Source organism: Stenotrophomonas maltophilia complex sp. Om-AH-Sm3 (genome assembly GCF_059337855.1).
The window spans coordinates 13,894-40,707 of sequence record NZ_JBYBLQ010000017.1 but is presented as its reverse complement, the minus strand read 5'-3'; the positions used below and the strand labels follow the sequence as shown (position 1 = coordinate 40,707).

The 26,814-nt window shown below is 65.1% G+C and carries 28 protein-coding genes, 1 tRNA gene and 2 pseudogenes; 15 read left to right on the top strand and 16 right to left on the bottom strand.

Annotated features, from left to right (window positions below):
• Nucleotide 1: 1 nt before the first annotated feature.
• The 8 genes from tolQ (at nucleotide 2) to queC (ending at nucleotide 6,908) form a co-directional block, all read left to right on the top strand.
• Nucleotides 2–781, top strand: coding sequence for a protein TolQ (tolQ, locus tag AC10QF_RS17145; protein ID WP_005410752.1), 780 nt, complete (start codon nucleotides 2–4; stop codon nucleotides 779–781).
• Between the two features lie 24 nt (nucleotides 782–805).
• Complete coding sequence (gene tolR, locus AC10QF_RS17140) at nucleotides 806–1,234, top strand: protein TolR (protein ID WP_065196677.1); 429 nt, start codon at nucleotides 806–808, stop codon at nucleotides 1,232–1,234.
• Nucleotides 1,224–2,279, top strand: coding sequence for a cell envelope integrity protein TolA (gene tolA / locus AC10QF_RS17135; RefSeq protein ID WP_111175711.1), 1,056 nt, complete (start codon nucleotides 1,224–1,226; stop codon nucleotides 2,277–2,279). Before tolR ends, tolA begins: the two co-directional genes overlap by 11 nt.
• 283 nt (nucleotides 2,280–2,562) lie before the next feature.
• A complete protein-coding gene (gene tolB, locus AC10QF_RS17130) occupies nucleotides 2,563–3,882 on the top strand; it encodes a Tol-Pal system beta propeller repeat protein TolB (RefSeq protein WP_005418511.1) in 1,320 nt (439 codons plus the stop codon).
• Nucleotides 3,883–3,946: 64 nt separating this feature from the next.
• Nucleotides 3,947–4,465, top strand: a complete 519-nt coding sequence (gene pal, locus AC10QF_RS17125) for a peptidoglycan-associated lipoprotein Pal (protein ID WP_005418510.1) — start codon at nucleotides 3,947–3,949, stop codon at nucleotides 4,463–4,465.
• Nucleotides 4,466–4,468: 3 nt separating this feature from the next.
• Complete coding sequence (ybgF, locus tag AC10QF_RS17120) at nucleotides 4,469–5,287, top strand: tol-pal system protein YbgF (protein ID WP_005418509.1); 819 nt, start codon at nucleotides 4,469–4,471, stop codon at nucleotides 5,285–5,287.
• Nucleotides 5,288–5,463: 176 nt separating this feature from the next.
• Entirely contained in the window at nucleotides 5,464–6,165 is a 702-nt protein-coding gene (queE, locus tag AC10QF_RS17115) for a 7-carboxy-7-deazaguanine synthase QueE (RefSeq protein ID WP_494542572.1), read from the top strand.
• Between the two features lie 77 nt (nucleotides 6,166–6,242).
• On the top strand, nucleotides 6,243–6,908 hold the full coding sequence (gene queC / locus AC10QF_RS17110; protein WP_005418507.1) for a 7-cyano-7-deazaguanine synthase QueC: 666 nt from the start codon (nucleotides 6,243–6,245) through the stop codon (nucleotides 6,906–6,908).
• Nucleotides 6,909–6,999: 91 nt separating this feature from the next.
• On the opposite strand, the gene AC10QF_RS17105 is transcribed toward queC, so the two are convergent.
• On the bottom strand, nucleotides 7,000–7,953 hold the full coding sequence (locus tag AC10QF_RS17105) for a DUF2268 domain-containing putative Zn-dependent protease (RefSeq protein ID WP_494542571.1): 954 nt from the start codon (nucleotides 7,951–7,953) through the stop codon (nucleotides 7,000–7,002).
• A 168-nt stretch (nucleotides 7,954–8,121) separates the two neighbouring features.
• On the opposite strand from AC10QF_RS17105, the gene AC10QF_RS17100 reads away from it, so the two are divergent.
• Nucleotides 8,122–8,197: transfer RNA gene (locus tag AC10QF_RS17100), tRNA-Lys, on the top strand.
• A gap of 73 nt (nucleotides 8,198–8,270) precedes the next feature.
• On the opposite strand, the pseudogene AC10QF_RS17095 reads toward AC10QF_RS17100, so the two are convergent.
• Together AC10QF_RS17095 and AC10QF_RS17090 are read right to left on the bottom strand one after the other, a co-directional pair.
• Nucleotides 8,271–9,322: pseudogene (locus tag AC10QF_RS17095) on the bottom strand (tyrosine-type recombinase/integrase).
• Nucleotides 9,322–9,534: a DUF4224 domain-containing protein gene (locus AC10QF_RS17090; RefSeq protein WP_369333468.1), complete on the bottom strand. Its 213-nt coding sequence runs from the start codon at nucleotides 9,532–9,534 to the stop codon at nucleotides 9,322–9,324. The pseudogene AC10QF_RS17095 and the gene AC10QF_RS17090 overlap by 1 nt, the downstream one beginning before the upstream one ends.
• 83 nt (nucleotides 9,535–9,617) lie before the next feature.
• Here AC10QF_RS17090 and AC10QF_RS17085 point away from each other — a divergent pair.
• The 3 genes and pseudogenes from AC10QF_RS17085 to AC10QF_RS17075 form a co-directional block, all read left to right on the top strand.
• Nucleotides 9,618–9,986, top strand: a pseudogene (locus AC10QF_RS17085) (DNA methyltransferase); the annotation flags it as partial.
• 195 nt (nucleotides 9,987–10,181) lie between these two features.
• Nucleotides 10,182–10,460 carry a type II toxin-antitoxin system RelE/ParE family toxin gene (locus AC10QF_RS17080; protein ID WP_494542570.1) on the top strand — a complete coding sequence of 93 codons (279 nt, stop codon included), beginning with the start codon at nucleotides 10,182–10,184 and terminating at the stop codon, nucleotides 10,458–10,460.
• A 143-nt stretch (nucleotides 10,461–10,603) separates the two neighbouring features.
• Nucleotides 10,604–10,918, top strand: a complete 315-nt coding sequence (locus AC10QF_RS17075) for a HigA family addiction module antitoxin (protein ID WP_111175729.1) — start codon at nucleotides 10,604–10,606, stop codon at nucleotides 10,916–10,918.
• A gap of 128 nt (nucleotides 10,919–11,046) precedes the next feature.
• Here the strand turns inward: AC10QF_RS17075 and AC10QF_RS17070 are convergent, their stop codons facing one another.
• The 5 genes from AC10QF_RS17070 to AC10QF_RS17050 form a co-directional block, all read right to left on the bottom strand.
• Nucleotides 11,047–11,316: a hypothetical protein gene (locus AC10QF_RS17070; RefSeq protein WP_494542569.1), complete on the bottom strand. Its 270-nt coding sequence runs from the start codon at nucleotides 11,314–11,316 to the stop codon at nucleotides 11,047–11,049.
• A gap of 1,222 nt (nucleotides 11,317–12,538) precedes the next feature.
• Nucleotides 12,539–13,465 carry a 2OG-Fe(II) oxygenase gene (locus AC10QF_RS17065; protein WP_494542568.1) on the bottom strand — a complete coding sequence of 309 codons (927 nt, stop codon included), beginning with the start codon at nucleotides 13,463–13,465 and terminating at the stop codon, nucleotides 12,539–12,541.
• A gap of 233 nt (nucleotides 13,466–13,698) precedes the next feature.
• Complete coding sequence (locus AC10QF_RS17060; RefSeq protein WP_494542567.1) at nucleotides 13,699–14,259, bottom strand: hypothetical protein; 561 nt, start codon at nucleotides 14,257–14,259, stop codon at nucleotides 13,699–13,701.
• A 279-nt stretch (nucleotides 14,260–14,538) separates the two neighbouring features.
• The gene (locus AC10QF_RS17055; RefSeq protein ID WP_494542566.1) at nucleotides 14,539–14,868 is read right to left on the bottom strand and encodes a hypothetical protein; all 330 of its coding nucleotides are present in this window, start codon (nucleotides 14,866–14,868) and stop codon (nucleotides 14,539–14,541) included.
• Between the two features lie 83 nt (nucleotides 14,869–14,951).
• Complete coding sequence (locus AC10QF_RS17050; protein ID WP_494542565.1) at nucleotides 14,952–15,308, bottom strand: hypothetical protein; 357 nt, start codon at nucleotides 15,306–15,308, stop codon at nucleotides 14,952–14,954.
• Between the two features lie 729 nt (nucleotides 15,309–16,037).
• Here AC10QF_RS17050 and AC10QF_RS17045 point away from each other — a divergent pair.
• Together AC10QF_RS17045 and AC10QF_RS17040 are read left to right on the top strand one after the other, a co-directional pair.
• Nucleotides 16,038–16,889 (top strand): alpha/beta hydrolase, encoded by an 852-nt coding sequence (locus AC10QF_RS17045; protein ID WP_494542564.1) that lies wholly within the window; start codon nucleotides 16,038–16,040, stop codon nucleotides 16,887–16,889.
• A gap of 82 nt (nucleotides 16,890–16,971) precedes the next feature.
• On the top strand, nucleotides 16,972–17,910 hold the full coding sequence (locus AC10QF_RS17040; RefSeq protein ID WP_069139351.1) for an alpha/beta hydrolase: 939 nt from the start codon (nucleotides 16,972–16,974) through the stop codon (nucleotides 17,908–17,910).
• 76 nt (nucleotides 17,911–17,986) lie between these two features.
• On the opposite strand, the gene AC10QF_RS17035 is transcribed toward AC10QF_RS17040, so the two are convergent.
• On the bottom strand, nucleotides 17,987–18,409 hold the full coding sequence (locus AC10QF_RS17035; RefSeq protein WP_069139352.1) for a response regulator: 423 nt from the start codon (nucleotides 18,407–18,409) through the stop codon (nucleotides 17,987–17,989).
• Nucleotides 18,410–18,501: 92 nt separating this feature from the next.
• Complete coding sequence (locus AC10QF_RS17030; protein WP_494542563.1) at nucleotides 18,502–19,269, bottom strand: CPBP family glutamic-type intramembrane protease; 768 nt, start codon at nucleotides 19,267–19,269, stop codon at nucleotides 18,502–18,504.
• 150 nt (nucleotides 19,270–19,419) lie between these two features.
• Between AC10QF_RS17030 and AC10QF_RS17025 the strand changes: the two genes are divergently transcribed.
• A complete protein-coding gene (locus tag AC10QF_RS17025) occupies nucleotides 19,420–19,722 on the top strand; it encodes a TFIIB-type zinc ribbon-containing protein (RefSeq protein ID WP_053499357.1) in 303 nt (100 codons plus the stop codon).
• Nucleotides 19,723–19,799: 77 nt separating this feature from the next.
• Here the strand turns inward: AC10QF_RS17025 and AC10QF_RS17020 are convergent, their stop codons facing one another.
• The 6 genes from AC10QF_RS17020 to AC10QF_RS16995 form a co-directional block, all read right to left on the bottom strand.
• Entirely contained in the window at nucleotides 19,800–20,312 is a 513-nt protein-coding gene (locus tag AC10QF_RS17020; RefSeq protein ID WP_005418491.1) for a GNAT family N-acetyltransferase, read from the bottom strand.
• An 81-nt stretch (nucleotides 20,313–20,393) separates the two neighbouring features.
• Nucleotides 20,394–21,419, bottom strand: coding sequence for a copper resistance protein B (locus AC10QF_RS17015; protein WP_065185411.1), 1,026 nt, complete (start codon nucleotides 21,417–21,419; stop codon nucleotides 20,394–20,396).
• Nucleotides 21,416–23,215, bottom strand: coding sequence for a copper resistance system multicopper oxidase (locus tag AC10QF_RS17010; protein WP_494542562.1), 1,800 nt, complete (start codon nucleotides 23,213–23,215; stop codon nucleotides 21,416–21,418). Before AC10QF_RS17010 ends, AC10QF_RS17015 begins: the two co-directional genes overlap by 4 nt.
• A gap of 75 nt (nucleotides 23,216–23,290) precedes the next feature.
• Nucleotides 23,291–23,674: a CopL family metal-binding regulatory protein gene (locus AC10QF_RS17005; RefSeq protein ID WP_005418474.1), complete on the bottom strand. Its 384-nt coding sequence runs from the start codon at nucleotides 23,672–23,674 to the stop codon at nucleotides 23,291–23,293.
• A 204-nt stretch (nucleotides 23,675–23,878) separates the two neighbouring features.
• A complete protein-coding gene (recQ, locus tag AC10QF_RS17000) occupies nucleotides 23,879–25,684 on the bottom strand; it encodes a DNA helicase RecQ (protein ID WP_005418471.1) in 1,806 nt (601 codons plus the stop codon).
• A 507-nt stretch (nucleotides 25,685–26,191) separates the two neighbouring features.
• Nucleotides 26,192–26,740, bottom strand: a complete 549-nt coding sequence (locus AC10QF_RS16995; protein ID WP_005418469.1) for a Dps family protein — start codon at nucleotides 26,738–26,740, stop codon at nucleotides 26,192–26,194.
• Nucleotides 26,741–26,814: the final 74 nt, after the last annotated feature.

The window sequence follows — 26,814 nt, the reverse complement described above, 5'->3', positions numbered from 1 at the left end:
GATGATCGCAACGCTCCTGGCCCTGCAGGCCACGGTCACCGAGGCACTGCCGGCCGACGTCAGCAACGCCGCGACACAGACCCTTGCCCAGGCCACCACCGGCGGCGGCATCAACTACCTCGAACTGATGGCCAAGGCCAGCCTGCCGGTGAAGATCATCGTGCTGCTGCTGCTGGTCGGCTCGTTCGTCAGCTGGGTGATCATTTTCCGCAAGGCCCGCGTGTTCAAGCAGGCCACCCGCGAAGCCGACGAGTTCGAGAACCGCTTCTGGTCCGGCGCCGACCTGGGCAAGCTGTACAGCGCCGCCACCGACCGCAGCCGCAGCGTGACCGGCCTGGAAGCCATCTTCGAAGCCGGTTTCCGCGAGTACACCCGCCTGCGCGACAAGCGCCGCCTGGATGGCCGTGCGCAGCTGGAAGGCGCGCAGCGTGCCATGCGCACCACCTACACCCGCGAAGTGGACCAGCTTGAGCGCAACCTGGAACTGCTGGCCAACATCGGTTCGACTGCCCCGTACGTGGGCCTGGTCGGTACCGTGTTCGGCATCATGGTGACCATGCACGACATGATCAGCAGCGGTGCGCAGGCCGGTATCGCCGCCGTCGCGCCAGGCATCTCCGAAGCCCTGTTCGCCACCGCCATCGGCCTGTTCGTGGCGATCCCGGCGGTGTGGGCCTACAACCGCTTCACCACCCGCGTGGAGCGCATGTCGGTGCGGTTCGAGACCTTCGCCGAAGAGTTCAGCTCCATCCTGCAGCGCCAGAGCGCTGGCGACGAGTAAGCGCCTGACCCGGGAGTCCAAGCCATGTCCGCTGCCATCGGTCGCCGCAAGCGCCGCAAGCTGAAATCGGAAATCAACGTCGTTCCCTACATCGACGTCATGCTGGTGCTGCTGATCATCTTCATGGTCACCGCGCCGCTGCTCACCCTGAGCTTCGACGTCGACCTGCCGCAATCCAACGCCAAGGCGCTGGAAAGCAAGCAGGACCCGGTGATCGTCTCGGTGCGCCAGGACGGCCAGCTCAGCCTGAAGCTGCCCGACGCCAAGGAGCCGACCGCCGTGTCGGCCGAGGAACTGGAAGGCCGCCTGGCCGGCATCGCCGCCCAGGACAAGGGCGTGCGCGTGATCGTCGCCGCCGACCGTACCGTGGCCTATGAAAAGGTCATCGCCGCGATGGATGTGATCAAGCGCGCCAAGGTAGACAAGGTAGGCCTGGCCACCGATGCACGCTGACGCCCTGCCACCTCCACAGCAGCGCGAGCCCGGCTGGGGCCTGCCCCTGGCGCTGGCGTTGCTGGTGCACCTGCTGGTCGCGCTGGTCTTCATCGTGGCCTGGTTCTGGTCGCCCGAGCGCAACACCGACGCCGCCGCCGGTGATCCGTCGGTGGAGGCCAGCCTGGCCCTGTCCGCGTCCGAGGCGTCCGCCGCCCGCCAGGCCCTGCGCCAGTCCGAAAAGCTGGAGGACCTGCCGCCGCCGGTGGCCGAGCCGGTTCCGGTGCCGGAAGACACCATTCCGGCGCCACAGCCGATTCCCGAGCCGCGCCCACAGGACGCCCCCACGCCGCAGCAGCAACAGGCACAGGAGCGTGTCGCGCAGCCGGATACCAAGGACCAGGAAGCGGTAAGTGCGCTGGCCATCTCGCAGGAGAAGGCCAGGCAGGAGCAGGAAGCCAAGCGCCGCCAGGAGCAGATCGACCTGACCGAACGCAAGCGCCAGGAAGAGGCCGAGCAGAAGCTGCGCCTGGCCAAGCAGCAGGAAGAAGACGCGAAGAAGAAGCTGGCCGATCAGGCGCGTCAGGCTGCGGACAAGGCCGAGGCCGAGAAGCAGAAGAAGATCGCCGAGATCCGTGCCCGTCGTGAGCAGGCCGAGAAGGAAGCCAAGCTGGCCGAGCAGAAGCTGCGCCAGGTGGCTGCTGCGCGCAATGCCGCCGGCAGTGCCGCAGCCGGTTCCAGCGGTGCGTCCCAGCCGGCTGCCGGTGGTGGTGGCAACAGCGATGATCTTTCGGCCAAGTACGCCGCGGCGATCCAGGCCAAGGTGCTGTCGCAGTGGGTGCGGCCGGACACGGTGCCGCTGGGCCAGCGCTGCCAGATCACCATCACCCAGATTCCGGGTGGCACGGTGATGCAGGCCAAGGTCAGCCCGAACTGCCCGTACGACGAGGCCGGCAAGCGTTCGATCGAGGCCGCCGTGCTCAACGCGCAGCCGCTGCCGTACCGTGGCTTCGAGTCGGTGTTCGCACGCACGCTCAACTTCACGTTTACTGCCCAGGATCGCTGAGGCAGCCGGCCAGGGAGGCTCTCGGGCCAACCGCGCCCACCGTTGTCGCGCTTGCCTCTGGTGTGCTCGGTTTCGACCGGGCAGGCTGTGGGCTGCTGTCGAACACCGTCCTCCGGGGCGGCGTGACCAGGGCAGACGGTGCGATGTTAGCCACGACGTTAACGGTGCGTGAGAAGACGGGCTGGAACTGACCCGGAATTCACGTACCCTTGGTTCATGATTGCGAAGCGGTTCACTCCCGCTTTGTTATCCCTCGTTCCGGTTTCCCCTTATTGAGCGCTCCATGAAAAAGATGCCTCGCTGGCTTGCCGTGTTTGCGGCCCTGTTGCTGCCCTTTGCTGCCGTCGCGCAGCAGAAGGGGCTGGATATCGACATCATCGGCGGCAATGCCTCCGCGCTGCCGATCACCATCGTGCCGATGCCCTATCAGGGTTCGTCGGCCGCTCCGCAGACCGACGTCGCCGGCGTGGTCCGTGCCGATCTGGAGCGTTCGGGCCAGTTCCGCACGCTGCCGGAAGCGCAGATCGTCGAGAAGCCCGTGCGGGGGGGGGATATCCAGTTCGCGACCTGGCGCGCGCTGAAGCAGAACTACATCGTGGTCGGCCGCGTGCTTGATGCCGGTGCGGGTGCCTACCGCGTCGAGTACGAACTGTTCGACGTGCCCAAGGGCGAGCGCCTGCTGGGCCTGGCGATGACCGCCCGTGGCAACGCCATGCGCGACGTTGCCCACCAGATGGCCGACGCCATCTACGAAAAGATCACCGGTGTGCGCGGCGCCTTCTGGACCCGCATCGCCTACGTGACCGCCAGTGGCAAGGGCGACGCCATGCGCTACGCGCTGATGGTGGCCGATTCCGATGGCTTCAACCCGCAGACCATCGTGCGCTCGGCCGAGCCGCTGCTGTCGCCGTCGTGGAGTCCGGATGGCAGCAAGCTGGCCTACGTCAGCTTCGAGCGTGGCAATTCGGCCATCTACATCCAGAACATCGGCACCGGTGCACGCGAGCTGGTCACCAGCTTCCGCGGCATCAACAGCGCCCCGGCGTTCTCGCCGGACGGTCGCAAGCTGGCCCTGACCCTGTCGCGCTCCGGTAACCCGGAAATCTACGTGATGGACCTGGGCAGCAAGCAGCTGACCCAGCTGACCAACCACTTCGCCATCGATACCGAGCCGACCTGGGCACCGGACGGCAGCGCGGTGTACTTCACCTCCGATCGCGGCGGCCGTCCGCAGGTCTACAAGGTCGGTGCCGGTGGCGGCAGCGCCGAGCGCGTCACCTTCCAGGGCAACTACAATGCCAAGCCCTCGGTGTCCTACGATGGCAAGAAGATCGCCGTCGCCCAGGGCTCGGGCAACAGCTACAAGATCGCGATGATGGACAGCTCGCTGGGGTCGCCCCGCTGGAGCACGCTGTCCCCGGGTTCGCTGGATGAATCTCCGAGCTTTGCGCCCAACGCAAGCATGGTGCTGTACGCCGCCCGCGAAGGTGGCCGTGGTGTGTTGTATGCCGTTTCGGCCGATGCGCGGGTTCGCCAGCGCCTGGTCCTGGCTGACGGTGATGTGCGCGAACCGGCATGGTCCCCATACCGTACCCAGCGCTAAAAGAGTGTTAATATTTTCGTTGTCTTGAACCCCTCATCGGCTTAGGAGCCACAAAGGTATCGCCATGAACAAGTCCACCCGCGTTCTGCTTGTTTCCCTGCTGTCTGTGGCCGTCCTGGCCGGTTGCTCGAAGAAGGTGAAGGAAGAGCCGGCAGCCCCGGTCGACACCGGCACCTCGACCACCACCCCGACCGGTCCGTCGACCTCCGGCCTGTACGGCCCGGGCGACCTGGACACCGACGCCTGCCTGCGCCAGCGCGTTGTCTACTTCGACCTGGACAAGGAAGACGTGAAGCCGGAATTCCAGGCCATCATGGCGTGCCACGCCAAGTACCTGCGTGACCGTCCGTCCTCGCGCATCACCCTGCAGGGCCACACCGACGAGCGCGGTTCGCGCGCGTACAACCAGGCCCTGGGCGAGCGTCGTGGCAACGGCGTAAGCTCGGCCCTGCAGGCCAACGGTGGTTCGGCTTCGCAGCTGACCGTCGTGTCCTACGGTGAAGAGCGTCCGGTCTGCACCGAGTCGAACGAGTCGTGCTGGTCGCAGAACCGTCGCGTCGAAATCGTCTACACCGCGCAGTAATCCATGCGCATTGGCATCAAACTGATGCTGGTCGTTGCGGCAGCCCTCGTGGCTGCCGCACCGGCGCACGCACAGCGACAGAGCCTGGCTGACCGTGTCGGCGCGCTCGAGCAGCAGATGTACAACAACAGTGCCAACCAGGACCTGTTGAACCAGATCAATCAGCTGCGGCAGCAGGTCACCAGCCTGCAGGCCTCGATCGAGCAGTTGCAGCATGACAACGCCCAGCTCAAGCAGTCCGCCCAGGACCAGTACCTGGATCTGGACAGCCGCCTGAATCGGCTGGAAGGGGGCAATGCCGCCCCGGCCCTGCCGCCTGTTCCGGCGAGCGCGCCGAAGGCCGCACCGGCCCCGGCAAAACCCGCAGCGGCGGCCACTTCCGAGCGGCCGCCTTCCGTCCATGGTGATGCTGGCAGCCTTGCCGCCACCGGCGACGAGCGCACCTCCTACAACGTTGCCTTCGATGCGTTGAAGGCCGGCAGGTACGACGATTCGGCGCAGCTGTTCCTGAGCTTCCTGGAGTTGTACCCGAACGGCGTCTACGCGCCGAACGCGCTGTACTGGCTGGGCGAGAGCTACTACGCCACCCGCAATTTCCCGATGGCCGAGGCCCAGTTCCGAGAGCTGCTCTCGCGCTATCCGACCCACGACAAGGCCGCGGGCGGCCTGCTCAAGATCGGCCTGTCGCAGTACGGCGAGGGAAAGGTCGACCAGGCCCAGCAGACGCTGGAGACCGTCGTGGCGCAGTACCCCGGCTCGGATGCCGCGCGCACCGCGCAGGACCGTCTGCAGTCCATCCGCCTGGGCAAGCAGATCCGCTGATCCGCTGGGCGGGCGTACAATAGGTGCCCTGTAGAGCCGAGCCCACGCTCGGCTGCTTTCGTTTCCGGACCAGCAAAGCCGTCCGGTTGCTGTTGTAGAGCCGAGCCATGCTCGGCTGTTTTCGTTACCGGCCACGGTAGCCCACCCGCCACGTGTCCCACCAAGAAGTACCCGCCATGACCGCCGTTACCCCGTCAAACGCCGTCGCCACCCCCAGCGACATCGTGCAGTCGCCGCTGCCGCGCCTGAAGATCACCGAGATCTTTACCTCGCTGCAAGGCGAGGCCGATACCGCCGGCTGGCCGACCGTGTTCGTGCGCCTGACCGGCTGCCCGCTGCGCTGCCAGTACTGCGACACCGCCTATGCCTTCCACGGCGGCACCTGGTGGGACATCGACGACATCGTGGCCGAGGTGCTGGCCCAGGGCGTCCGCCACGTCTGCGTGACCGGCGGCGAGCCGCTGGCGCAGAAACGCTGCCTGGTGCTGCTGCAGAAGCTGTGCGACGTGGGCATGGATGTCTCGCTGGAAACCTCCGGCGCGCTGGATGTCAGCGCAGTGGACCCGCGCGTGTCGCGCGTGGTCGACATCAAGACGCCGGGTTCGGCCGAAGTGGCGCGCAACCGCTGGGAAAACCTGCCGCTGCTGACCGCGCGCGACCAGATCAAGTTCGTCATCTGCAGCCGCGAGGACTACGACTGGGCCAAGGCCATGGTCGCCGAGCACGGCCTGGTGAAGCGTTGCACCGTGTTCTTCTCGCCGAGCAAGGGCGAGATCACCGCGCGGCAGTTGGCCGACTGGATCGTCGAAGACCGGTTGCCGGTGCGCTTCCAGATGCAGTTGCATAAAATCCTGTGGAACGACGAGCCGGGCCGATGAGCCGGCGCAGCGTTCCCTGATGTAGCTCCGGCGCGGGACAGCGTGCTGGCTTTCCCCTCCCAACCGGAAGATTTCCCATGAAGAAGGCAGTCGTGCTTCTCTCCGGCGGCATGGATTCAGCCGCCGTCATCGCCATGGCCCAAGAACAGGGCTTTGCCGTGCATGCCCTGAGCGTGCGCTACGGCCAGCGCCATACCTCCGAACTGGATGCCGCCGCCCGCGTGGCCAAGGCCCAGGGCGTGGTCGCGCACAAGACCGTGGACGTGGACCTGCGCAGCATCGGTGGCTCGGCGCTGACCGATGACATCGACGTACCGGAGGCGGGCGGTGCCGGCATTCCGGTCACCTACGTGCCGGCGCGCAATACCATCATGCTGTCGCTGGCCCTGGGCTGGGCCGAAGTGCTCGGCGCCAACGACATCTTCTGCGGCGTCAACGCCGTCGACTACTCCGGCTACCCGGACTGCCGCCCCGAGTTCGTGGCCGCGTTCGAGGCATTGGCCAACCTGGCCACCAAGTCGGGCGTGGAGGGCGCGGGCATCAAGGTGCATGCCCCGCTGCAGTTCCTCAGCAAGGGCCAGATCGTCAGCGAAGGCGTGCGCCTGGGCGTGGACTTTGGACTGACCGTGTCCTGCTACAACGCCGACGCCAACGGCGCCGCCTGCGGCCACTGCGACGCCTGCCGCCTGCGCGCGCAGGGCTTCGCCGAAGCCGGCGTGCCCGACCCGACGCTGTACGCCTGACCGCTTCCGGTAGAGCCGGCCGCTGGCCGGCTTCACCGGTGGGGCAATCACTCCCTCGGTGGGTGCCAAGCGCTTGTCCGCACTCCTTGATCTACCGGGCCTGCAACCATCCCGATGCCTCGATGAAGGCCCGCACCGCAGCCGGATCGGCATAGTCCAACTCGATCATCCGCGCGACAGCAGTCCTCTCGTCGGTCTGCCGGCGCATGTACTCCTGCGCAATGCGGTAGCCGGCGTAGTAGCCCAGGTCACTCACCCCGAATGGATTGCGCGCGCTGTTGTACAGCCAGTTGTCCAGGTTGTCCCCGTGCATCTCCGTGCGGAAGCGCGCGCGGATTTCCGCTTCGTGCGCTGGCCCATAGGTGTACAGCGGCAACGCCGGGCGGCGCCCGCTGATGCGCTCTGCCACGTATTCGGCCACGCCTTCGCGTACCGCGTACTGGGCCAGGCTGCCGGTGGTCTCGCGCTGCTGGGTATGCACGTATTCGTGCAGGTTGTTCTGCGCGTTGTTCGCACCCGGCCGGCTGTCGTAGAAGATCCGCAGGCGGTCGCGCATCTTCGCCGGCAGCTCGCTCACGTCCACGCGCTCATCGCCCAGCGCCATCTCCGCGCCGATCAGTACCTTGTCATCCAGCGTGGTGCCACCGGTGCGCAGCACGCCCACCGCATAGGTGATGGTGGCCGGGCGCAGGGCAGGGTAGAGCGCACGGAAGGCGACAAGATCGCGCTCCAGCGTGGCACTGGCCTGCTGCGCGTTGGCGGTGAGCGGTCGTACTGAGGTCCAGAAGCGCGGCCAGGCCTGCATGGCCTCGGCGTATTCGCGGGCGGTGTAGTTGCGCACCTGCATCAGCGCATGCAGGCCGGGGCTGCCCGGATCGATGTAGCGTTGCTGGACCAGCGCCACCCGGCGTTCGGCATCAGGCTCGGCGCGCACCGCATCATAGGTGGCCCAGAAGCGGGCGATGTCGTCAGTGACGACCTGGGATTGGGAGGCCAGGGCTGCGCAGGGCAGCAGGGCGGCAAGCAGGCTGACGATCAGACGCATCCATGGCTCCGGGAAAGGATCACAGATGGGATGCGACAATGGCCCGAAAGGTTTAAGCCCGCTGGTAGTGCCGGCCGCTGGCCGGCATCCTCGACACACCGGGGTTTCACGCGACCGGCCAAAGTAGGGTAGAATGCCCACCCCGCCGAAAGGCTGGGGCAGTGCAATGGGCCGTTAGCTCAGTCGGTAGAGCAGAAGACTTTTAATCTTTTGGTCGAAGGTTCGAATCCTTCACGGCCCACCATTGCGGCATAAGGGTTTCGGAGCGATCCGGAGCCCTTTTTGTTTTTCCGCAATCGCATATCTTTTCCGCAAAACTACTTCGTCGGGGTTGCACGGTCGCCCTTTCGCTTTCGTGTGTAGGTCTCGGTCATCACCACGGACGAGTGGCCCAACTGCCGCTGGGCCTGGCGAATGTCCGCCGCCGAATCGGCTTTATCGGTTCCGGCTTTTGCATGCAAATCACGGAACTGGAACGCCGCCTTGGGCACCCCTGCACGCTCGCGCGCTGCGTCAAACCGGCTCCGCAGCTGACCCTTGCTGAGGGGCTGGCCGTATTCGTCCAGCAGCAGCGCCGTGTGCACAATGACCGCGCCCTTCTGCTTGCCGCGCCGCTTGAACGTCCTGGCGCTGAAGCGCACCAGTAGTTCGGCCAGCTCCCCTTCAATGGCAATGCGCAGCTTGTGCCTCGTCTTGCTCTGGCTGATGTGCAGGAAGCCAGAGCGCACGTCGCGCCTGTCCATGTTAAGGGCGTCCGAAGGGCGCTGACCCGTTAGATAGGCCAGATCCAGCGCGTCCCTCAGCGGCTGATCTGCTGCATCCCACACCGCCCGGTAGACGTCGTCCTCGACGTACACATCGCGGCCTGCTTCGCCGTAACCACGCACACCCTTGCAAGGGGTCTCCGCGTCGGTGAAGCCCCATTCCCTACATTTGTTCCACAGATGACTCAGTAGCGCCTTCTCGCGGTTGGCGCTGACCATGGCCACCGCCCCGTTCTTGGTTCGCCAGTCCAGGTACTGACGAACGTGCAGTGGCCTGATCTTGGCCAGTGGCGCAGGCGGATTGCAGAAGAATTCTTCGAGCTTCGCCAACTCCGCCAGATTGACCTTGGCCGTTGTGCGCGCTTCTTCGGGATGACCAATTGCTTGTACCGCTTGGCGGCATCGCGAAAAGTAACGATTTCCGGCACAGCTGCCTCGGTCGCCATCAGCTCGGCCCACTTGCGCACAGCCTCTGGATAACTCTTGCCCAGTGCTGTTTCCCGGCGCGGCTTGCCGCCGTGGTCGAAGAAGTAATACGTGGTCTTGCCCCGCACACGCTTCCGCATGTGTGGGATGGCACCAGGATCCTTAGATCGTCGTCCCATTACGCTGCGGACCTCATAGCGTTGCTTGACCAAGCGCCATCTGCCTCGGGTGCCTTCTTCGCCGAGCCATCGACTGCCGACCACATGACCACCGGCCATCCGGCCGCGTTAATGGTATGCGGGATACCGTTGCGGGCCAGGTTCTGAATCTGCCTGCGCTTGGTGTGTGCGCCTGTTAGCTCGGCCACATCGCCGTGTGCGCCAGGACGCATGATCTTGTCAGCCGCCGACACGGCGCACCTCCCGATGCGAGGCCAGGAGCGGCAGCTGCAGCACGTTCTCTGGCAGCGTCGGCTGGCGTGGCATCACCGTATGGGACAAGACTGAAGGTGTGCGGCCGCAGTTGGGGCGGTTTCGGAATCAGGCCGAGTACGTGGTCTGGGGCAGCAAGGGCCACATGCCCCTCGGTCGACGGGCGCCGGTGCTGCCCGGGGTCATCCGGGAGAAGGTGAGGAAGGCCGACAAGCACCACATGACCGGTAAGCCAACCGACCTGATGCGGCAGCTGGTGCAGATCTGTGAGGAAGGCGGCCGGATCCTGGATCCGTTCGCCGGCTCTGGCACGACGCTGGTGGCCGCAGATCTTGAGGGCTACAGCTGGACCGGCATCGAGATGACGAGGCACTACTTCGACGTGGCTCGGTCCCGACTGCCCAGCCCGTAACCCTTCCACATTCCAGCCCTTCACAAGCCGCCGACAGGCGGCTTTCTCGCATCTGGCAGCATGGTTCATCTCCCGGCCGCTGGCACGAACGGCCTTGGCTAGGTCCCTGCCGAATCCCGAAACAGTATCCATAACTGCTTGCGGTGTACTGTGTATCGATATATGATACACCAGTCGCCAACGAAGGATCCGCCATTGATACGAACGTACGCAGACAAGGACACGGAACGAATAGCCAGCGGCAAGAAAGTTAAAGCCATGGCTAATCTGGAAAAACAGATTCTACGAAAGCTGGTCTATCTCAACGCTGCAACTTCACTACTTGACCTGAAGGCCCCTCCAGGCAACAGGTTGGAAGCCCTCAAAGGCGACAGGTCAGGGCAGTACAGCATTCGCATCAATGACCAGTTTCGGATCTGTTTCAAGTGGAAAGATGGCGACGTTTACGATGTAGAGATCACCGACTACCACTGATCTGACAAGGCGCCGGGAATGCCTGGCGCCAGCTCCGGCCCTGAGACGTTCCGGCGCTGCATTAGTTCAAGTTCGTTCCACCATATAGAAGCCCACCAAATAGGAGGCGCCGCACCCACAACCTGCGGCGAACTACAAAGCACATGACACGCGCCAACGCAAAAACTGCTATCGCGCTCCCTGCTATCCATCCGGGAGAAATCCTTTCCGAAGAGTTCCTGGTCCCGCTGGGCATGTCCGCACGCGCACTGGCCGCCGAGATCAATGTCACCCCGGCCCGCGTTTCTGAGATCATCGCCGGCCGTCGCGGCATCACCGCCGATACCGCGCTTCGTCTGGGACGCTACTTCGGCACCACGCCACAGCTGTGGTTGAACCTGCAAACGCAGTACGACCTGTTGACCGTTAGCGTGGAACTGGCGGATGTGATCGACCACATCAGCCCCAGGGCCGCGTAATCTGCCGGCTCAAGGGCATAGATGCGGCGTCTTCCGCACCCTCTGGCGACTGGAACCCCTGCCTTGCGGCAGGGGTTTCTTATGTCTGATGCACCGGGAGATTGCCGCCTGTGGGGCACGCCAACTGCTCAGTCCCGCCGCAGTACGGGCAACAGGCACTCTGCCACCTTGTAGCCCGCGTCGCGGCACTCTGCGAACCCGATGCTCTGCCACACCGTGCCTGCTACAGCACCGACGATAGCCAACATGATGCACCAGGCCATGAGCGGGCGCGGCTTGACCTCCTCGGCATTCATATAGCCGGCGAACCGGCGCAGCCCGGCCCCGATGAGCGCAACGGCGATGCCACCGGCGGCACCAATGCCGGTCCAAATTCCCAACGAGAGACCATCAGACATACACACCTTCCTCAATAGATTTGTGGATTCCCCCTGAGCGTGAGCTATCGGCGAGACGGGCCGCAACTTGAGTGCCCGAAGATGAGGGACGGGGATTCCCGGAGGCCACGGAATATGTGGCTACGCGAGCTGGGCTGACCGGTGGGGGCATTGCTCGTCTGTGTGTAGATGTGGGACGAGTACGACACGAATTCGCATCAACGAAGTCAAAGATCGCCGAAACCAGCTGCGGTTTGTCAGGCGATGCTCAATGCCCCGCGCGCGCACTCGTCTCCCCGCCACGCCTGCGGACTTGATAGGGCGGTTTCCCTGCAGCCCCTGCAACTTGCCGAAAGTCCTGCCCTACGTGGGCTCCTGTTCCATGGGCAGCATGGTTCGCCGCCTGCAGATCCCTGCGCTCGGGCAGCTTTGGTGCGGCCAGGGCACTGCTGGTCTGTCGCTGATGAGCGGCCGGAATTCTTCATGTGCCCATCGGAAACAGGCAATCTGTTGGGCCATCTCGCTGGAGCCGACCTATGTCGTTGAATTAGAAGAAGGATTTGAGGTTGCTTGGGAAGGCAATGTGCCGATAATCGGTGCGGGGCGCTGATGCAATGTTATTGATTCATAAAGAGAAATTTCAGGAGGAAGATTGCCCTGTCCCTTAGCAATCTGATTGCAGTTTGATTGCTCATTAGTTGCCAGTGGAGCTGATTCATAACTATATGAATTTGAACGGTATTTGGTGCTTTTCGCTGGGGCGTTACAGAAATTGCCTCTTCCCGATGGGCATCTGAAAATTTCCCTCTATAAGGGCGGGGTACCCATCTCTCTATCCACTCACGCGCTTCCTCTCTTTCCCTCTCGCTTACCTGCGTTGCCTGGCTGTGTGATCCCAGTCCCTGCGACGGCCAGCCGTATCCTGCACGTCTCCTAACTGGTGGACGACGGCTCGTGGTTCGCTTCGCTCGACCGTCACCGATATGGTCCGGGCAGCCCTGCCCGGAGCCGCAGCAGTTTTGAGCAGGGCCAGGCCGGTGCGGAGTTGTGGTTGCCCGGCATCAAGCAAGGCTCCGCTCCGACGTGGCCGCATTGACCAAGTACCGCCAGGCGCTGCGCGCCAACAGGCTGGCCAGGACCGCTGTGGTCCTGCCATTCAGTTGGATGGCAGGAGAGTAGGCTGCCTCCCGGCCCGGCCCGGTCGGGTGCGGGCGATGCGAAGGAGCCTTCGGTACTCCCGGTGCTACCGCGCGTGGCGCAGACGAAGGAAGGCGCGCTTTGCCCAGTAGAGAAGCGTGCCCCCCAGGCCAGAGTTCTGAGCGTTGCGTAGGGCGGCGTTCTCGGAATAGAGCTGCCGGATATGCGCATCGCGTTGCGCGATCACGTCCTTGGCCCATGCGACGTCGTGCGCACTCAGTACGTAGCCCGTGGTGAAGTAGTCTGGTAGTTGGCGCTTGACGTAGTGAACCGTGTGCCGCTCCACCGTTTCTGCGGCAGGTCGAACCTCGGTGTAGAAGAAGAGCGCAATCGATCGCCGGGTGCGCTGAGCGTGTGCTGCCGGCAGACGAACCTGGCTGAAGCCATGCCAGGAGTGTTCGGATGTCGCGAAGATCGCGCACCGATTGAACGTTGGCGGCACTTGCCTCTCGGCGTTTGACGTGGTCCAGGGATCACGGAACAGCTCAAACGAGCCACCCCATTCCGCTTCCCAGGACGGATTCAGATAGATGACGACGTTGAGACGACGGTGCCAGGGTTCGACGGGGTGGAAGTTGGCATCGATGTGCGGGTCGAGGCTGGTCCCGTCTCTGCTTTCGTGGGTTCCACCGCCGAGGTACCACGGGTCGTAGATCAACCCATCAATCCCGGTCAGCCTCGATAGCAGCCGAAGGAACTCGGGACTTCTGATGCAATCGTCGAGCTGACGATAGGCGGTGCCCAGAGAGCGCACCGCCTCGACGGTGGACTTCCCGCCGGGTGTTCCGTCATCTCCCATTGAGTTGCCGCAATCAAAGGGCGGGAACTGCTCGGAGAGAAGCTCAGCGAAGTTCAGGTCGAGAAAGTCATCAACGACCAGGTGGGGAAACGGGGCTCCGCATCTGAACTCTGACTGCAGCTTCTCCGCGTTGGCAACAACGCTGGGATTCAATATGGAGGTACCTGTCTGCATCGACCTGGCCTCTACGCCACCTTTGGGAAGCGAAGTCTAGGTGGTGCAGATCCGCGCCCCCTGCGGTGCGAGGGGAAGTTTCAAACTGTTCCTAACGCTTCAATGACTTGCTGGGGATTCGCAGGCCCCGTGCTCGTTCTGATGCATGCTGGAAGCGACGGTCGCAGGCGCGGACAAAGACCTTGAGGGCGCTAGCGGAGTGGTTACCAGATCTTCTTCCTTGCCATTGATCCTCATATGCTGAAAGCATGCCGGGTGTAGGCTCCCGTCCCTCCCCAGCGACTCTGGAGGTCCGATGCGACCTTCCAGAGCTCCGAGTAAGGCACGTGATGCACTTGGATGATTGCTGACTCCGGGAAGTAGGGGGAGTCGTAGAGATCCACACTGATCTCTTGCTCCCATGGAACTCGAATGTCGTTCTGCGCGTAGGCTATTCCAAGTTCACGAAGCGCTTCCAGGGTCGTCTCGACAACAACCCCATGATCTGAACCTGACTCGTCCAGCTCATTCAGCGCGAAGAACGCAGCGACGGACTTATCTTTGGTGAAGCTCAGCCAACTGTGCCTGTAGCCGGAAGAGTCCATCGCAGTGAAGGTCAGAGCGTTCTGAACGCACCTGCCGACGTAGATGTCAGTGTCTCCTGCAGAGACCCGAGTGTCTCCTGCATGAAACTGTGCCTCGCGTTCCTCGCCCTTTCGCGCAATGCCTTGCCGAGTCTTCCACTGATGCGAGGTCATGCCGCGATAGATCGTCATCGAGGTATTGTCATCTTGATCAGCAGAAAAATAGATCATGAAAACTAGTTCCAGGCTTGGGGGCCGAGTGTCGGCCAGATCAGCGAGATCCGGAGCGGGAGAATTCAGTTGGACCACAAGCAACCGCAGGCGTTTCACGGAAATCGGCCGGGAAAAAACGCGGATGTAGGCCACTGATCCTAAACGATGGTCTAGCCATCTTTTAATCTTTTGGTCAAAGGTTCGAATCCTTCACGGCCCACCATTGCATTCAACGACTCAAGTCATTCAAAAAGGCACCGCTCAGCGGTGCCTTTTGTGTTGTTGCCCGAAAAATGCCTAGTTCGCCTTGGCGCCGCGCGCCCGCGCCGCCTCGCGTTCGGTGGCTGCCTGCGCGGCGACCGCTGCGGGGTTGGCGGCAGCATTCGCAGAGCGTTCCGCTGTCGCACGATCCGCATCGGACCGCGCCTGCCGCTGGGCGCTGTAGGTGCGTTCCAGTTCCAGCGAGGCGAGGAAACTGTCTGGATGCTTTGCGGCGCACGCCCGCTGTACCAGTTGCACAGCATGATCGGACAGCCCGGGCTGGATATTGCCCAGCAGGCAATCGGCATACGGTACGGACGCAGCGGGGCCAGCAGCCAGCGCGGCAACGACCACGACATTCAACACGCAAACCTCCTTGTAGGTTTCGATGGGACCCGGTGCCGGCCGGTCCGGCCCCAGTATGGCCCGGTTCGCGGCACAGGGTGATGCTACTCCGGCCGCACATCCCGGCACACCAGCTCGGCCAGGCTGCGGCAGGCGAAGAACAGCCCTTCAACCACGCCGGCATCCAGATGCCGGTCGGGCGTGGCCATTGCCCGGCAGCGGTCGGCGGCGTGCAGCATTTCCGCCACGGTCAGCATGCTGATGGCGGCCCGTTCCACCCGCGACAGGGCAACCCCGCGCCCGGTGGAAACGCTGGTTTCAGGCCAGGGCTGGCCATCGGCGCCTTCGCCCGCGCGGATGCGCTTGAGGCAGCCCAGAAACGTGCTCAGTTCGGGCGAAGGGTTGTCGCCGTCATCGTGGGTGCTGGCGGTGTACGAAGCATAGGGCGGATGATCGGTCATCTCGGCTTCCTCAGCTCTGGAGTGGGCGTGCCACCGCGCAGAACGGGTGGCGGGCGATGCGTGGCTGCAAGCCGGAATGACATCACGCAGTAACCGGCGGGCCAGAAGGCCCCCACGCAGCGCCCGCCATGAAGGCCGACTGATCACCCGCCGGCACGGTCCAAAGACAGTGTCGGCGGGTGAGCGCAAACAACAGCGTGAATGTCATTACGGGCTTGCAGGCCCGCTGCCACCCGTTGTCGGTGGCGCAGCATGGTGTTTACGCCTGCGCATGGAACTCAATGAGGATTCTCCGAAGAACGATGCGGAATCCAGGCGCGCGCCGATGGTGGCGCAGGCCGCGCCGACGCAGCAAGCGACAGGGCGCGACGCATGTGCTCATGCGCTCGGCCGGTCGCGTTGGACAATGTCGGTAACTGCCGCTGACGGCAGTTTTGCGTGATGGGGAACGTGGAAAGTGCGCGCCACGTTTGCCAGCCGTGGTGGTACGGAACAGCGGGTCACGCACTCAAAAATCGGTGCATCTGCGACGTCCAAGGTGTTGTAGAGCCGAGCCATGCTCGGCTGCGATTTGCATGGGAAACCGGGCCGTACCCGGTTGCGCGCGGGGAGGTCATCCCCCGCATGGCAGGGATCTATGCATCTGGCAGGGATGCTGAGCGTGCAGAAGCCGCCAATGCCTGCCGCTGGGCCGCTATGCTCGGCCTCTTTCCCAGGACGGGTCACCCCATGCGCTTGCTCATGCTGTCGCTGTTGCTGTCCGCCGTCTCCGTCGCGCCGTTGATGGCCGCCGAACCGGCGCTGTCCGCACAATCATCGGTCGCAACCCCGCTGGTGATCGGCGAAACCTTCACCCTCGAATCGAAGGCGTTGGGCGAGACCCGCCGCATCAACGTCTACCGCCCGCAGCCCTGGGGCCTGGACCCGAAGGCGCCGCTGCCGGTGATCTACATGCCCGACGGCGGCATCGGTGAGGACTTCCTGCACGTGGCAGGACTGGTGCAGGTGCTTAGCGGCAATGGCAGCATGCGCCCGTTCCTGCTGGTCGGCATCGAGAACACCGAGCGCCGTCGCGACATGACCGGCCCCAGCAGCGATCCGCAGGACCAGAAGATCGCGCCGCGCATTGGGGGTTCCGCGGCCTACCGCACGTTTCTGCGCGATGAACTGATGCCGCAGGTACGCCAGCGCTACCCGACCACCGACGAGCGCGCGCTGATCGGTGAGTCGCTGGCCGGCCTGTTCGTGGTTGAGACGCTGCTGCAGGAACCGGCACTGTTCAACAGCTACATCGCGCTGGATCCCAGCCTGTGGTGGAACCGCGGCGCGATGCTGGCCGGAGTGGCCAAGCAGTTGCCTGCGGTGACGCGTGCGCAGCCGCACGTGTTCCTGGCCAGCAGCGGGCAGCCGGAGCTGGCCGCCTCTGCCGCACGACTGGCCGCATTGCTGCAGCACGCCTCGCCGTCGCCGCTGGTGAAGTACCTGCCACTGCCGGAGGAAACGCACGCGACGATCTATCATCCGGCCGCGATGCAGGCGCTGCGCACGCTGTTCCCGGCACCACCGCCGGCCTCGCCCTGACCGCACTGGCACCGGGCTGCACGCCATGCAAGGATGCGGCAGCGGTGCCATGCGGTGCGCCGCCCGCAATGGGAGAGTGTGGATGCAGCGTGTGCGTGGATGGAGTATGGCGGCCTGCCTGGCCATGAGTGGCTGTGCGATGTCGGTGGCGCCACCGGCAACGCAGAATGAAGCGAAGGAAAGCGCGGCCACCGCTGCGCCGGGCGTGGTGCTGCCGGATACCGAAGCGCTGCGCGTGCACGATCCGGTGGGCCGCGATTATCCGATCTGGGTAGCACTGCCGGCTGACTACGCGGCGCATCCGGAGAAGCGCTATCCGGTGCTGTACGTGACCGATGCGCTGTACAGCTTCCCGCTGGTGCGCAGCGTGCGCAACATGGTGGGGCAGAAGGGCGTGAACCTGGAGGATTTCATCCTGGTCGGGCTGCCGCCGCAGGAGGGCCTGACGTCCAAGCAGAGCCGCTCGCGCGATTACACGCCCAGCGATCCGGCGCGCACCGATCCGCGTGACTACAGCGACGACGTCAGCTACGGCGGCGCGGCGCACTACCGCGATTTCCTCGCTGAGCAGGTACTGCCGATGATCGATGCGCGCTACCGCACCGATCCGGCGCGGCGCGCCTATGCCGGTCATTCCTATGGCGGCCTGTTTGGCGCCTACGTGCTGACCACGCGCCCGGACATGTTCCACAGCTACATCCTGTCAAGCCCGTCGCTGTGGTTCGACAACCATCGGGTACCGCGCATGCAGGCCGAGGCCACGGCGCCCACGCAGCCGACCACGGTGGTCCTGTCGATCGGCAGCTTCGAAACGGTGAAGCCGGAGCCGCGCTATTTCACCCGCAACGACATGCTGCGCCACAACGCCGAGTTCGCCGAGCAGCTGCGCGCCAGCGGGCGCTCGTTGACGGTGGACAACATGGTGATCGATGACGAGGATCACTTCACCGTGTATCCGGACATGATCACCCGCGCGCTGCTGAAGGTGTTCCCGGGTACCGGACCGTACAGCAGCGGTTGAAGGTGGGCGCCATCCACGCATGGCGTCGATCTACTGCAAGAACCCGGTAGATCCACGCCATGTGTGGATGAACGCCTCACGCTGCCTGCGCATCCGGCCCGATCAATACGCCCGCATCGGCGTGGCGGAAGCACAGGCGGATGGCGTCGAGCAGCTCGCTCATGTTGTAGGGCTTGGGCAGGAAATGAATGCCGTCGCGCAGCTGCGGCAGCACCTGGTGCTGGTCCATGCCCGACGTCACCAGGATCGGCAGCTGGGGATACAGGCCGCGGACCCGGTTGGCAGCTTCAATGCCGCTGATCGGGCCCAGGTTGACGTCGGTGAACAGCAGGTCGAAACGCTCACCTGCGGCCAGCAGGCCCAATGCTGCTTCGGCAGAGCTCACGCCCACCACGTGGCAGGCCTGGCTTTCCAGCGCAAGACGGCTCAGCTCGCGAGTTTCCTCTGCGTCCTCGATCAGCAGGACGCGGGGTTCAACGTGGCGCTTGGACAGCAACATGGCGCTACAGCTCCGGAAAGCAGCAATGAAAAGGCGCGCAAGTATGCGCAAGCCGGGGGTGATCCCGGCGTGCACGGCAGGCTAAGTGAGCGTTACAGCAGGCGCGGGCGTCGCTGGCGTACCTGCCAGGCCAGCACCGCCACCGCCAGCAGCGCGGCGCCGATACGCAGGCTGGTGGCCTGCCAGCCCAGCGCGACGGCGTCGTTGAGGTTGAACACGTTCCACGCCATGTTCATCGATACATGCAGCACCAGGCCGCACCACAGGGTGTCGCCGTCCAGATGGTCAAGCCAAGCGAAGATGAAGCCGCCCAGTGCGATGACCGCGCCGACGAACAGGGCAGTGCCGCCGCCGTCGAAGCCGCCGAAGCCCAGCCAGTGCACCCAACCGAACAGCAGCGCCTGCGGCAGCGCAAGCAGGGACCATGGGCCACGCATGAGCTTCACCAGCAGCACGAAGCCGAGGCTACGGAACAGCACTTCCTCGGCCAGTGGGAACAGCACGGCGAGCATCGTCGCATCGAGTGCGGTCAGTGCGGTGTTGGGCGTGCCCAGCACCGCCAGGCCCAGCCAGCAGGGCAGGCTGGCCAGCAGCACCCAAAACGGGCCGCGCCAGTCGTTCCCGTGCAGCCCCAGGCTGGCCATCAGGCCCACCCCACGCGGGCGCAGCAGTGCGGCCAGGAGCAGCGCCAGCAGGACGGCCAGTGCGTTGTCCAGCAGGCTGCCGCCGTAGGGCATAGGCAAGGCGGGAATCTGCGCGCCTGCGGCCGCAGCGACATCGCGCAGATTGAGGCCCAGGCCGACGCCGAGGAGCACCAGCAGCAGGCGCGCCGCGTTGGGCAGGCGGGACAGGACGGTCATGCACGCACTCCCTGCGGAACCAGCGTGCAGTGTGGAAGGCGGCCGGGGACGCTGGCACGCGCCGGAAGTCCCTGCGCCATCGGTCATGTGTTGCCGCACAGTCATCGGTGGGCAGGTAGAGTCGTTGCCAGACCTTCAGGAGCCATGCCCATGCTGTGCCCCGTGTGCAAGACCCAGACCCTGCAGATGGCCGAGCGCCATGGCATCGAGATCGATTACTGCCCCGGCTGCCGTGGCGTGTGGCTGGACCGTGGCGAGCTGGACAAGATCATCGAACGCGCCGGCGCTGCGCTGCCGCCGCCGGCACCTGTGCAGGCGCAGCCGGCGACCACGCCGCCGCCGGTGATGCATCGTGATACCCGCCACTTGGGCCAGCGCTACGAGGACAACCGGGGCCACGGATACAAGAAAAAGAAAAAGGACAGCTTCCTGTCTGAATTGTTCGATTTCTAGTTTGTAGCGTCGAGCCATGCTCGACTGGATGTTGCCGCCTATAGTCGAGCAAGCTCGACTCTACATGGAGCGCGCGATCACGTCCGCCGCAGGATGAACTCGCGGTCGCGCGTATCCCCGACGATGAAGTCGTACTCGCCGACCTTGCTGCAGCCATAGCGCGCGTAGAAGCGCTGCGCGCCGAAGTTCTCCTCCCAGACGCCCACCCACAGGGTGCGGCGGTGCGGCTGGTCCAGCCAGGCCATGAACGCGTCCATCAGGCGTGCACCATGGCCGCCGTTCTGGTGTGCGGCCAGGATGTAGAACCGCTTCAGTTCGATGTCGCCTTCGCGGGCCTCGGCATGCGGCAGGGTGTTGGCACCAGCAGCCAGGTAGCCGACCACGTTGTCGCCGTCCACCAGCAGCCAGATCGCGCTGCGCGGGTCGGACAGTTCGGCGCGCTGCGGTTCGCTGCTGTAGTGCGCCTGCAGGAAATCCTGCAGCTCCTGCGCCGGGTACGAGTCGCCCCAGGTTTCGTTGTAGGTGGCAATCGCGATGGCCGACAGGGCGTCGACATCGGCAAGGGTGGCGCGGCGGATCTGCAGCGACATGGCGGAGCCTGCATTGGAACGTGGCGCAGTGTAGCCGGCCCCGGCGGCTGCCGGGGCTGGCCAATGCTCACGAACCGCTGCTCAGAACCACATGCGCACGCCCGCCACCCAGCGCGTGTCGCGTGCGTGGTCGCCAGCATGATCGGCGGTGTCGCCAAACGTGCGCTCGTGGCTGATGCCGATGTATGGCGCGAAACGGCGGCTGAACTCATAACGCAGGCGCAGCCCGGCTTCGACCTTGTTCAGTCCGCGACCAATGCCGTACTCCGGCTCATCCTTGGCTGCGACGGTGGCTTCCAGCAGCGGCTGCAGGATCAGGCGGTTGGTCAGCAGCACGTCGTACTCGACCTCGGCCTTGGCCAGCACCTGGCCACCGGAACCCATGTACAGCGTCGCCGAGCTTTCGAACTTGTACGGCGCCAGGCCCTGGATGCCGATGGCCGCCCAGGTGCGCGAGTCGGCCGGCCGGAAGTCCTGGCGCACGCCGATCAGCACGTCCCACCACGGCGATACGCTGCGACCATACAGTGCTTCCAGTGACGACGATTCTGTGCTGCCGCGGCTGCGTTCGCCATCGGTGCGCAACCACAGGCGGTTGATGTTGCCACCGATCCAGCCGGTGGCCTCCCAGGCCTGGCCGGTGCTGTTCTTGCCGTCCCAGTGTTCGAGGCGATCGATCAGCAGCAGGCTGTTGATCTGTGGTGCATGCTCCATCGCACCATGCGCGATCGGAGGGAAGGCGGCAGCGCGGTCGGCATCGGTGGGAACCGGGATCGGCTCGCGCGGTTCGATCGGTGCGGGCGTGCCGTGACCCATGGCGGCGTGATCCATCGTGGAATGGTCCATTGCCGCTGGCTGCATCGCGCCATGGTCCATCTTCGAGTGGTCCATCGTGGAGTGGTCCATGCCGGCTTGACCCGCCGCACCCATGTTCATCTTCGAATGATCCATCTTCGAGTGGTCGACCGGTTCGGCCGGGGTCTTCGCGGTCTTCGGCGGCGGGTCCATCGTGCCCATGTCATGCCCGGCATGCGACTGCGCGAACACCGGCAATGCGGTGGCCAGACCCAGGGCCAGCAGGCTGGGGGAAAGCAGTGAGCGGCTCATTCTTCGATCCTCACTTCGCGCATCATGCCCGCTTCCATGTGGTACAGCAGATGGCAGTGGTAGGCCCAGCGACCGAGCGCATCGGCACGCACGCGGTAACTGCGGCGGGTGCCGGGTGGCATGTCGATGGTGTGCTTGCGCAGCTGGAATTCGCCCTGCGCGTTCTCCAGATCACTCCACACGCCGTGCAGGTGGATCGGGTGCTGCATCATGGTGTCGTTGACCAATACGATGCGCATGCGCTCGCCGTAGTTCAGTCGCAGCGGCTCGGCGCTGGCGAACGGAATGCCATCGAACGACCAGGAGAACTTCTCCATGTGGCCGGTCAGGTGCAGCTCGATCTCGCGGCTCGGCTCGCGGCCATCGGGGTCCTCGAACAGGCTACGCATCGCGCCGTAGGTGAGTACCTGGCGACCGTTGTCGCGCAGGCCGATGCCGGGATCTTCCAGCTTCGGTTCGGTGGCCGAGCTCTGCATGTCCACCAGCGGGTTGTTGCGCTCACTGGCCGGGTGCTTCGGTGCCCTGCTGGCGGTATCGCCGTCGTGGCCCATGCTGGCGCCGCAGCCGCCTTCCATGCCCTTCATCGCGGCCATGTCATGGCCACCATGGCCACCACTACCCATGTCGTGCCCCATGTCGCTCATCGTCAGCAACGGGCGTGGGTCGCGCGCGGGAATCGGTGCCTGCAGGCCATGGCGGACTGCCAGCGTTCCGGCGGCAAAGCCGGTACGGCCCATGTCCTGGCAGAAGATGGTGAACGCATCCTGCCCGGTCGGTTCCACCAGCACGTCGTAGGTTTCGGCCGGCGCGATGCGGAACTCGTCGATGCTGACCGGATGGATGTACTGGCCGTCGGCGGCGACCACGGTCATTTTCAGGCCGGGAATGCGCACGTCGAAGTAGGTCATCGAGGCGCCGTTGATGAAGCGCAGCAGCACTTTCTCGCCGCTGCGGAACAGCCCGGTCCAGTTGCCGGCCGGCGCGGTGCCATTCATCAGGTAGGTGTAGGTGTGCGCATTGACGTCGGAGATGTCGGTGGGCGTCATCCGCATCCGCCCCCACATGCCACGGTCGGACAACGCGGCCGACCAACCGTCGCGCTTCACGTCACGCAGGAAGTCGGGCAGGGTGCGCTTGTAGTAGTTGTCATGCTCGGCGAGCTTCTTCATGCGCCGGAACAGCGCGCCGGGGTCCATGTCGGTCCAGTCGGACAGCAGGATCACGTGCTCGCGGTCGTGGTGGTAGGGCGCCGGCTCGGCCGGGTCGATGATCAGCGCTCCGTACAGGCCGGCCTGCTCCTGGAACATCGAGTGGCTGTGGTACCAGTAGGTACCCGACTGCTTCAGTTCGAAGTGGTAGTGGTAGGTCTCACCGGGGCCGATGCCATTGAAGCTCAGTCCCGGCACACCGTCCATGTTCGCAGGCAGCAGGATGCCGTGCCAATGGATCGAGGTCGGGTGGCGTTCCAGGGTGTTGCGCACGAACAGGTCCACGGTCTGGCCTTCGCGCCAGCGCAGGATCGGTGCCGGCAGCGATCCATTGACGGTGATCGCCGGACGGGTGCGGCCAGTGAAGTTGGCCAGCGATTCGCCGATGGCCAGTTCGATGCGGGTGTCGCTGAGCACGGCGGGGGCGCCGGCCAGGCGTGGGGCGGCAGTGGCGGCGGCGAGCGCGCGCTGCGGCACGCCGACAGCGGCGATGCCGGCAACCACGCCACCGGCGGCCAGGCCCTGCACGAACAGGCGGCGCGACGGCATGGGCACAGGGCCCGGACCGCGGGGGATACGGGTATTCATGGTGGTGACTCCAGACACGTAAAGACGCCGGCAGGCGGCCGGCTGCGGTGCGCAGGGCGCACGGTGCGTGTGGAATCAGCCGATGGGAGGGCGTGAGATCGGCGGCAGCGGCGGCGCCGGCCGGCCGGTGGCCGGCATCGGCTGCGGGGCCAGCGACAGCGCCGGTCCGGCCATGAACGGCAACGGCTGCACCACCAGCAGCGGGTGCTGGGCGCAGCTGCGCACGCAGTCCTTGATCTGGCAGTGGGCGTCGTGGGCCGGGGCCTTGGCCTGCGGGGCCGGGTCGGCCTGCATGCCCGCGTGGTGGTGGCAGTCGGCAGTGCCGCCATCAACAGCCGCGGCTGCGGCGTGAGCCATCCGCCCCATTTCTTCGTGACCACGGGCCAGGGCCGCGTTCAGCCCGTTGAGCAACAGGCTGAGCATGAGCACGACGCGGAGCAGGGTCGAGGCCAGGGACATGACGCTAATCTAGCCGCAAGCGGACGCGGATGCACTTCCGGCTGAATGGCCGGTTCAAGATTGGACCTGCACCAGCGTAGAGCCGAGCCCACGCTCGGCTGCTGTTCGCGCAGAGGCAGCCGAGCGTGGGCTCGGCTCTACAGGGGCGCCCGCGCGCCGTTGGGGCCATGCCCGGCGGCCGCGCAGCGCGGCAACGCGATACCGTCAGCCCTCTTCACGCACGATCTCGACCAGGCGCGGGCCGTAGCGGCTCAGTTTGGTGCCGCCGATGCCGCCGACCCGGGCCAGTTCATCCAGGCTGGTCGGGCGCTGCTCGGCGATGTTGCGCAGGGTGCTGTCGTGGAAGATCACGAACGCCGGTACGTTCTGTTCCCGGGCCAGTTCGGCGCGCAGGCCGCGCAGCGCGTTGAACAGGGCCAGGTCCTGCGGCAGCACCGACAGGCCGGTGCGCTGCGCGCTGCGCTCGCGTCCGCTGGTGCTGCTGGCCGGGTCGCGGCGCATGCTGATCTGGCGGCGGCCGGTCAACACGTCGCGGCTGGCATCGGTCAGGCGCAGGCCACCGTGACCCTCGCTGTCCACTTCCAGCAGGCTGGCCGCGACCAGCTGGCGGAACACGCTGCGCCAGGTGCGTGCATCGAGGTCGCGGCCGATGGCATAAGTGCTCAGCTTGTCGTGGCCCTGCTGCCTCACCTTCTCGTTCTCGCTGCCGCGCAGGATGTCGATCAGGTGGCCGACACCGAAGCGCTGGCCGCTTCGATAGACGCAGCTCAGCGCCTTCTGTGCCGGTATGGTCGCGTCCCACGAGGCCGGTGGCGTCAGGCAGTTGTCGCAGTTGCCGCAAGGCTGGGGGTAGGTCTCGCCGAAGCCGGCCAGCAGCACCTGGCGGCGGCACTGCATCGATTCGCAGTAGCCCAGCAGATGGTCGAGCTTGGCCCGCTCCAGCTGCTTGCGCTCTTCGCCCGCCTCGGACTGCTCGATCATCTGCTTGAGCAGTACCACATCACCCAGGCCGTAGCACAGCCAGGCCTCGGCGGCTTCGCCATCGCGGCCTGCGCGTCCGGTTTCCTGGTAGTAGCCCTCCATCGACTTGGGCAGGTCGGTATGCGCGACGAAGCGCACGTCCGGCTTGTCGATGCCCATGCCGAAGGCGATGGTGGCACACATCACGATGCCGTCCTCGCGCAGGAAGCGGCGCTGGTTGCCGGCGCGCACTTCCGGCGGCAGGCCGGCGTGGTAAGGCAGAGCGTTGAAGCCCTGGCCGCAGAGGAATTCAGCGGTCTCCTCGACCTTGCGCCGCGACATGCAGTAGACGATGCCGGCCTCGCCACGGTGGCCGCGCAGGAAGTCGGTCAGCTGCTTGCGGGCGTTGTCCTTCTGCACCACGGTGTAGCGGATGTTGGGACGGTCGAAGGAACTGACAAAATGGCGCGCTTCCTGCAGATCGAGGCGCTCGGCGATCTCGCGCTGGGTCGGCGGATCGGCGGTGGCGGTCAGCGCGATCCGCGGGATCTGCGGCCAACGCTCGTGCAGCACGGTCAACTGGCGATATTCGGGGCGGAAGTCATGGCCCCACTGCGACACGCAGTGTGCTTCGTCGATGGCGAACAGGGCGATCTGGCTGCGCGACAGCAGCGACAGGAAACGCCCGGTCAGCAGCCGCTCAGGGGCGACATACAGCATGTCCAGTTCGCCGGCGAGCAGCTCGCGCTCGACGCGGCCGGCGGTCTCGGCATCCAGGGTTGAATTCAGGTACTCGGCGCGCACGCCGAGCTGGCGCAGGGCTTCGACCTGGTCCTGCATCAGTGCGATCAGCGGCGAGATGACGATGCCGCAACCGTCACGCAGCAGGGCCGGGACCTGATAGCACAGCGATTTGCCGCCGCCGGTGGGCATCAGCACCAGGGCGTCGTGACCGGCAGCCACATGCTCCACGATGTCCTGCTGCGGACCACGGAAATCGTCGTAACCAAAGACGCGTTGAAGCAGGTCGTGCGCGGGACGGGAAGCCATCCGGTTAGTTTACCTCCCGGAGGCGGCGGCAGGGCTGCGCCCTGGGAACGCGCCATCGCATGCGCGCTGCCGCTCCCACGCTTCGCTGCGCGAAACGCGGGCCCCACTTTCCAGCTCCCAGACCCCCGCCGCTTCGCGTCCGCCCCCTGACTCAGGGGGCTCTCCCCCAGACTTGGCCCGGTAGCGGGTAGATCCACGCCATGCGTGGATGAAATCTGTCAGATATCGACAATCAAAATGGGGTCAGATCCGTTTTCCTGCGGAAAACGGATCTGACCCCAAGCAATGCCCTGGCAGATCGCGGAAATCTGTCGAAGGCGGGGTGGGTCCGGTCGAGGGGGACGCCGTAAACCCGTCCATGGGGGCTTGGTCGCGGCATCCATGCCGCTCACCCCCCCTCAACCGGACCCACCCCGCCAACCTTCAGGAAACTGGCTTTTGCTCTGGCTCTGGCTTGAAGGCTTCGGCGGGTGCAGGGCTGCAAGCCCTGCCGAACACCCCCAACCCTTACTGCAACAGCGAGCGCAGCATCCAGGCGTACTTCTCGTGGGTCTGCAGGCGCTGGGTCATCAGATCCTCGGTCGGGGCATCGTCACCCTTGGCCGCCACATCCAGCACTTCACGCGCCGTACGGCATACCGCTTCGTTGGCGACCACCAACTGGCGTACCATTTCACGCCAGTCCGCACTGTCGGTCAGGCCCGGTTCCTCGACGATCGAGGTCAGCGCAGCGAATTCCCGGTAGGAGCCCGGGGCATTGAAGCCCAGCGCGCGGATGCGCTCGGCCACGTCGTCCAGTGCCGCCCACTGCTCGGTGTACTGCGTCTCGAACATGGTGTGCAGCGAGTTGAACATCGACCCGGTCACGTTCCAGTGGAAGTTGTGCGTCTTCAGGTAGAGCGTGAACGCATCGGCCTGGAAGCGCGACAGACCGTCGGCGATCTTCTTGCGGTCGCCCTGGGTGATCCCGATATCGATGTTCGGCGCCGACGGTGCCGCCGCTGCAAGCTTCTGCTTGCCGGTCTTGGCCTTGGTCGTGCTTTTGGTCTTCGCCATGAGGTTCCTCCTTATGGAATCGTTGGCCTTCACAATAAACCGGTCGTGATGACTGGTCGCTTTCAAAGTTTTGA